Raw genomic sequence first — 7,046 nt, forward strand, 5'->3', positions numbered from 1 at the left:
AGCATGGGCGGCTTCCCTCGTGATGGAATTGTCAATCCACGACGTTACGGCACCTGGCTGCCGCGGACCGGCGTGCTGGCGTGTCAGCCCTACGATGACTGGTATGCCGGACGACGAGACCCCAGGCCGGACGTACCGGAAGGCGGCCGCGCGGCGGGCGCAGATCCTCTCCCGGGCGATCGAACTGTTCGCCGAACGCGGGGTGGGTGCATCGCTGCGCGCGATCGGCGAGGCGATCGGGGTGTCGCACGCCGCCCTGCGGTACTACTTCGCGTCCCGTGACGAACTGCTGGTCGAGGTGTATCGCGAGCACGAGGTTCGCGAGCATCAGGAGCTGCCCGGAGACGCCTCCGCGGTGGCCGTGATGATCCGCAGCGCGGAGAGCAACCGGGCCATCCCGGGGCTGGTCGAGCTGTACGCGACGCTGACGACCGAGGCGCTGCAATCGGACCGGCATCCAGCGGCCCATCGGTTCGTCGTGGACCGCTTCCGAGCAGTCCGGGCCGAGCTCGCCGAGCGTATCCGGACCGCCCAACGCGACCAGAAGGTTGCCTCCGACATCGATCCGGTCGATGCGGCCGCGTTGGCCGTCGCCGCATCCGACGGACTGCAGCTGCAGTGGCTGCTCGAACCGGACGCCGTCGACGTCAGCCGCGTCCTGCGTTTGCTCGAACGCCTGCTACCGGGTGCGGCCGCGGATCACGACTTCGCCGCCGCCCCGGACGACGAGGCCGATGGCTGACGTTCGGCGCGCGCCATGATCGCCAGGCCGGCCGCGGCCAGCAGTGCATAGCTCGCCGGCGCGACGAACACGTGCGGCAGGCCGAGGGTCGCGATACCGATGCTGCCGGTCAGCCCGCCGAGTGCGGAGCTGATCGCGGTCGACGTCAGGAAGATCGCCGACGCGGTCGCCACCGCTTCCGGGAGCAGTCGCTGTGCTGCAAGGATCCCCAACGCGGCGAAGATCCCCCAGACGAAGCCCATCAGCACCTGACCGGCGAACATCCCGCCGGCCGACGCGATGCCGGCGAAACACAGATTGGCCGCGACCCCACACCCGGCTCCCACGACCATCACCCGCATCGTCCCGAAGCGCCGGGCGAGCAGCACACTCAGCGGCATCAGCACCAGTTCGACCAGCGGCTGGATGCCGATGACCGCACCGCTCACCACAGGTTCGAGCCGCAACTGGTACCGCATGTAGATCGGCAGATAGGCGTACTTGACCGACTCCCCGGCGTACACCAGGACGTACAGACCGGTGAACGCCAGCAGTGGCACCAGGCGCCGTACGCCGATTCGGTGTGCGGGCGCTCCGGCGGCGGCTCGATCGAGGATCGGCGTACGCAGGAAGCCGAGCGGGATCACCTGGCCGAGCGTGCAGAGCGCGGTCGCCAGCAGCAGCACTCGATAGCCGGCCTGGGCGGCGAGGAACGTTCCGAGTACCGGACCGATCACCCAGCCGGCCGTGAGCGCCATCCGGACCACTGCGACGACCGTGTCCCCGTTCGGGTCGTTCCGCCGGACGGTCTCGTCGCGGAGTGCGGCGAACAGTTGCGAGCCGGCCGCTCCGGCGAAACCGAGCACAACCGCCGAGATCACGAACGGCGTCCATACCTGTCGCGAGAACGCGATACCGGCCCAGCCCAGCCCGCCGAGCAGCGCGCAGGTGCGGAACAGGCCGAGGCGGTAGCCGCTCCGGTCTGACCGTGATCCGACCAGGTAGCCGGCGAGAGGTGCGGTCAGGTTGGTCAGGTAGAACAGGCCGGCGGTCGGCAGCGAGGCACCAAGCTCACGGACCAGGAACGAGGCGATCTGCGGTGCCGCCGCCGACATTCCGAGCCCGGACAGCAGCATCGCCATGGTCGCGCCCCGGTACAACGGGGTGGTCGCGACCAGCACGAGCACCGACGACCGCTCCGCGGCGGGTGCCGAGGTACCGCGCATGGGCAGACACCTTTCCTCCGGCCGGTCCGGCCTGGCGAGGAAGAATCTACCAGTGGAAGAATCTTTGTGGTTCAGGCCTCGCCGTCGTGGAGCTCCAGCTGGAGCTCCACGATCCAGTGGGTCTGGTTGTCGCCGTCAGCCTCCAGATACTGCTGCCGCCAGCACGCCGGACAGTGCTGACCACCCCAACGCCGGAGAGCGGCGTACGCGGTCGGCAGGCCGGACAGCGGACCTTGGTGGATCGTCGAGGCGACCGTCCTCGCCGGCAGTCGGTGGGTCTCCAGCCCCGGCACGGAGTTCGCGGGTACGACGTACCCGGCGACAACCTCGACCGTTGCCTCGTCGACGGATCGCAGCCGGGCGACCGGAGCGGTACGGTCCGCGCCGGCGGCGTCCATCCGTTCGATCACCTCATCGAACAGCGCTTCCACGTCCACGAGGTCGCCCGGCGTCGTGGTGGACAGTGCGGCGACCGTCACCGCGTCCAGGTACTTGATCTCTACGTTCGGGTTCATCCGATCCTCCTCGATCAGCCGGAGCCTCGCCGTCACCCGATCGAGCGCATGCCGGTCGTGCCTCACGCGGCGCTCGAGCTCGGCCTCGCGCAGCCGCAGCATCCCGCGGAGCTCCTCGACCCCCACACCTTCGCCGAGCAATGCGCCGACTTCATCCAGCCCGAACCCCAGGCCCTTCAGCGCAACCAACCGGTGCAGCCGCCCGAGCTGGCTCTCGTCGTACGAGCGGCGCCCGTTCGCCGCCGTGTGGGCAGGGACGAGCAGACCGATCCGGTCGTAGTGCCGGAGCATGCGGGCGCTCACGCCGCCGAGACGGGCGAACTCTCCGATCTCCATCATCACGCCTCGGACTCTGCCACCTGACACCGTGTCAACTGCAAGAGGAACGGCAGGCAACAGTCAGCTGCCGGCCAGGTGCCGGGCCCGCGCGGACCGCCGCCCGGCGACCAGCCATGCCACGCCAAGACCGATCATGACGGTTCCCCCGAGCGCGATCGCTCCGGCCGCGAAGCCGGACACGTTCGGGTACGCCGCGAACTCCTCCGCATCGGCCACCGCCAGCAACCGCCCCGGATCGTCACGCTTGTACACGACGGGCAGCGGAGCCGCGTACCGCGTTCCGGCGTTCGGCGCGTGCTCGCCGACGTCATTCCCCTCCGCGTCCCCCACGTTGTCCGACAGCGACAACCGCCGGCCGTCGAACACCACGTCCACAGTGTTGAGGTAGTCACCACTCCGGCCCGTCGTCACATGCACCACGACATCGGTAGCCACCGTTCGGGTGCCACTGGCAAGAAGATCCCGCCCAACAGCCCGCCGCTGATGGTCGTCGACGATCGAGACGACGCCGAACACGACGGCGATCACCGCGAAGACACCGAGCCCCGAGACCCAACGCGCGACAGCATCCACCGGCGGATCCTCTCTCCTCGTGCACACCATCGGCACGCGGCCGGTCGGCGTTACTGGCAACGAATTGTCCATCGGTCCGGGTAGGGTCCTGCGGGTGGATGTTGGGGAGCGGATTCAGGAGTTGGCGGGGCGGGTCGTCGAGCTGCGGGACGCCTATTACCGCGGTACGCCGGTGGTCGCGGACGCGGAGTACGACGCGGTCGAGGACGAGCTGCGAGGGCTGATCGACAGCCATCCGGAGCTGGCGCCGGATCCGAATCCGTTGGAGCAGGTGGGGACGCCGACGGTGCTGCATGCGCCGGTGCGGCACTCGCGGCCGATGTTGTCGCTGGAGAAGGCGACCCGGCCGGAGCAGGTGGAGGCGTTCTTCGCGCGCTTCCCGGGGCAGCCGGTGGTCGTGATGCCGAAGCTGGACGGGCTCTCGCTCGCGCTCGTGTACGAGAACGGTCAGCTCGCCCGCGCGGTGACCCGCGGCGACGGGACCACCGGTGACGACGTGACACCGCTGGTGCGCGCGCTCGCGGACGGTGTCCCGGACCGCCTCGACGTACCCGACCGGATCGAGGTCCGCGGCGAGGCCGTCATGCTGCGCTCGACGTTCGCCGCGTACAACGCCGCGCACCCGGACAAGCCGCTGATCAACCCGCGGAACGCGGCCGCCGGCACGCTCCGGGCGAAGGACGCCGCGACGGTCGCCGAACGGCGCCTGCAGTTCCTCGCGTTCGACCTGCTCACCGAGCGGGAGAGCACCGACGCCGACCTCGAGCGGGCGCTGCAGACGATGGGCTTCACCGTCGCCGGCATGCGGCACTGCGCGGACGCGGCCGCGGCGCAGCAGGCGATCACCGCGATCGAGCAGCAGCGCAACGAGCTCGACTACGACCTCGACGGCGCCGTACTGCGGCTCGCCGACCGGGGCGCGTTCGCCGCCGCCGGCACCCGGTCCAGCTCGCCCCGCGGCGCGCTGGCGTACAAGTTCGCCGCCGAGGAGAAGACCACGCTGCTCCTCGACGTGGTCTGGGACGTCGGCAAGATCGGCAAGGTCGCGCCGGTCGCCTGGCTCGAGCCGGTGTTCGTCGGCGGTACGACGGTGACCCGCGCGACGCTCGCGAACCAGGAGGTGATCCGGGCCCGCGACATCAAGATCGGCGACACGGTCCTGGTCCGGCGGGCCGGTGACGTGATCCCGTTCGTGGCCGGCGTACTCGACGCCTCGAAGCGCACCGGCGCCGAGCGTGACATCGAGCCGCCGGACGTCTGCCCGTCCTGCGCGCAGCCGCTGATCGAGCAGGGCAACAGCCGGGAGCTGTTCTGCACGAACGTCTCGTGCCCGGCACAGACCGTCCGCCGGCTGATCCACTGGGCGTCCCGCGCGGCCGCCGACATCGACGCGATCGGCGGGGTCTGGATCGAGCGGCTCTCGGACGCAGGCATCCTGGAGCACCCGTCGGACTTCTACCGGCTGACCGCCGAGCGGCTGCTGGAGTTCGACCGGATCGGCGAGGTGTCGGCGGCCCGGATGATCGAGTCGATCGACGGCAGCCGGCAGGTCGGTCTGCGCCGGGCACTGATCGGCCTGGCGATCCCGATGGCGTCGGAGGGTACGGCGGCCCGCCTGTGCCGCGCCGGGTTCGGCTCGCTGGAGGAGGTCGTGGACGCGGGCGAGGACGGGCTCGTCGCGGTCGAGGACATCGGCCCGAAGGTCGCCGCCTCGCTGATCGAGCACCTCACCCGGCTGCGCCCGGAGCTCGAACGGCTGCGCGCCGCCGGGGTGTCGCTCGACGTTCGCGAGGAGGACCTGCCGCCGGTGGTCGCGGCGGGCGCTCCGCTGGCCGGGAAGACGGTCGTCGTCACCGGCGCGATCAGCGATCCGCGCTCCGGCGAGAAGGTTCCGCGCCCGGCGTTCCAGCGCCTCTGCGAGAAGGCGGGCGCCACGATCGCCTCCTCGGTCTCGGCGAGCACCGACTTCCTGATCACCGGCGCCGACGTCGGCGCGGCCAAACTCACCAAGGCGGAGAAGCTCGGCGTCACGGTCGTCGACCAGTCCGAGATCTGGCAACAACTCCAGGACGCCGACCTGCTCCCCCGCTGAGCGACGCCGGGGAGGCTGTCCCCGGCGCCGTCAAGACTGCGCCGCACTCTCACCAGGGGAGACGCGGTCACGGTGCGGGAAGCTGCATGTACGCAGCGAATTCGAGCAGGGTCGACAAGCCGTGGGCCGCCGGGCGGCGGGTAGGCTCGGGAAAGACGAGAAGCGTGCCCGAGGGGGGACCGATCGTGAGCCAGTCCGCGACGCAGCCCGGAGTTCCGGAGTATCCCGACAACATCGACGCGGCCGTTCTGAAGATCGCCGGCGTGGTGGTGCTGGGGGCGATCATGTCGATCCTCGACATCACGGTCGTCAACGTGGCGCTGCCGACGTTCCAGGACGAATTCGGTACGCCGCAGAGCCCGGTGGCGTACTCGACGGTCGCGTGGACCGTGACGGCGTACACCTTGGCGCTCGCCACGGTGATCCCGCTGACCGGCTGGGCCGCGGACCGGTTCGGCACCAAGCGGCTCTACATGTCCGCGATCTTCCTGTTCACCGCCGGGTCGGCGCTGTGCGCGACCGCATCCAGCATCGACATGCTGATCGGCTTCCGGGTCCTGCAGGGGCTCGGCGGCGGCATGCTGATGCCGCTCGGGATGACGATCATGACCCGCGCCGCCGGCCCGCGCCGGATGGGCCGGCTGATGGCGATCCTCGGCGTACCGATGCTGCTCGGCCCGATCATGGGGCCGATCCTCGGCGGCTGGCTGATCCAGGTGGCGAGCTGGCACTGGATCTTCCTGATCAACGTGCCGCTCGGCGTGATCGCGCTGGTCTACGCGTGGCGCGCGCTGGAACGCGACCACCCGCACCGGTCGGAGTCGTTCGACTTCCTCGGCGTCGCGCTGATGTCGCCCGGTCTGGCGCTGTTCCTGTTCGGCGTCTCCTCGCTGCCCGCGGAGAACGGCGACTTCGGCGCGCCGCGGGTCTGGGTGTCGATGCTGGCCGGCGTCGTGCTGATGGTGGCGTTCGTCTTCCACTCGTTCCGGCCTGAGCATCCGCTGCTCGACCTGCGGCTGTTCCGGAACCGCAACCTCACGGTCTCGATCGTGACGATGTTCCTGTTCGGCGCGGCGTTCTTCGGCGGCCTGCTGCTGGTGCCGACGTACTACCAGCAGATCCGCGGCGAGTCGACGCTGCACGCGGGCCTGCTGGTCGCCCCGCAGGGCCTCGGCGCGATGATCACGATGCCGATCGCCGGCCGGCTGGTCGACAAGATCCCGATCGGCCGGATCGTCCCGTTCGGGATCACCGGGATCGTGATCGGCATGTTCGGGCTCACCCAGATCACCGCCACCACGCCGTACGGCGTGATCATCGCGATGCTGGTGGTGATGGGGCTCGGGATGGGTGGGACGATGATGCCGCTGTTCACCTCGGCGCTGCGCACCCTGGCCGGGCCGCAGGTCGCCCGCGGGTCGACGCTGCTGAACATCACTCAGCAGATCGCGTCGTCCTGCGGTGTCGCGACGATGTCGGTGATCCTCACCAACCACCTGAACAACTCGCCGGTGATCCCGGGCACGCAGAACATTCCCGGCCTGAACGGCGGGATCCGCGAGACGCAGGCCGCGATCCTG

General features: G+C 70.1%; 6 protein-coding genes. 3 read left to right on the forward strand and 3 right to left on the reverse strand.

Annotated features, from left to right (window positions below):
- The first annotated feature begins 103 nt into the window (after nt 1-103).
- Nucleotides 104-742 carry a helix-turn-helix domain-containing protein gene (locus VFF46_RS19130; protein ID WP_325038512.1) on the forward strand — a complete coding sequence of 213 codons (639 nt, stop codon included), beginning with the start codon at nt 104-106 and terminating at the stop codon, nt 740-742.
- Here VFF46_RS19130 and VFF46_RS19135 read toward each other — a convergent pair.
- From VFF46_RS19135 to VFF46_RS19145, 3 genes are all read right to left on the reverse strand, one after another.
- A complete protein-coding gene (locus VFF46_RS19135; RefSeq protein ID WP_325038513.1) occupies nt 700-1,947 on the reverse strand; it encodes an MFS transporter in 1,248 nt (415 codons plus the stop codon). The genes VFF46_RS19130 and VFF46_RS19135 overlap by 43 nt on opposite strands.
- Before the next feature lie 71 nt (nt 1,948-2,018).
- Nucleotides 2,019-2,801, reverse strand: a complete 783-nt coding sequence (locus tag VFF46_RS19140; protein ID WP_325038517.1) for a MerR family transcriptional regulator — start codon at nt 2,799-2,801, stop codon at nt 2,019-2,021.
- Between the two features lie 60 nt (nt 2,802-2,861).
- Entirely contained in the window at nt 2,862-3,374 is a 513-nt protein-coding gene (locus VFF46_RS19145; RefSeq protein WP_325038514.1) for a hypothetical protein, read from the reverse strand.
- 94 nt (nt 3,375-3,468) lie between these two features.
- On the opposite strand from VFF46_RS19145, the gene ligA reads away from it, so the two are divergent.
- The gene (ligA, locus tag VFF46_RS19150; RefSeq protein WP_325038515.1) at nt 3,469-5,466 is read left to right on the forward strand and encodes an NAD-dependent DNA ligase LigA; all 1,998 of its coding nucleotides are present in this window, start codon (nt 3,469-3,471) and stop codon (nt 5,464-5,466) included.
- Nucleotides 5,467-5,651: 185 nt separating this feature from the next.
- On the forward strand, nt 5,652-7,046 hold a 1,395-nt coding region (locus tag VFF46_RS19155; protein ID WP_325038516.1), incomplete at its 3' end, for a DHA2 family efflux MFS transporter permease subunit.

Origin of the sequence: Kribbella sp. (assembly GCF_035655035.1) — a bacterium.
Lineage (GTDB): Bacteria > Actinomycetota > Actinomycetes > Propionibacteriales > Kribbellaceae > Kribbella.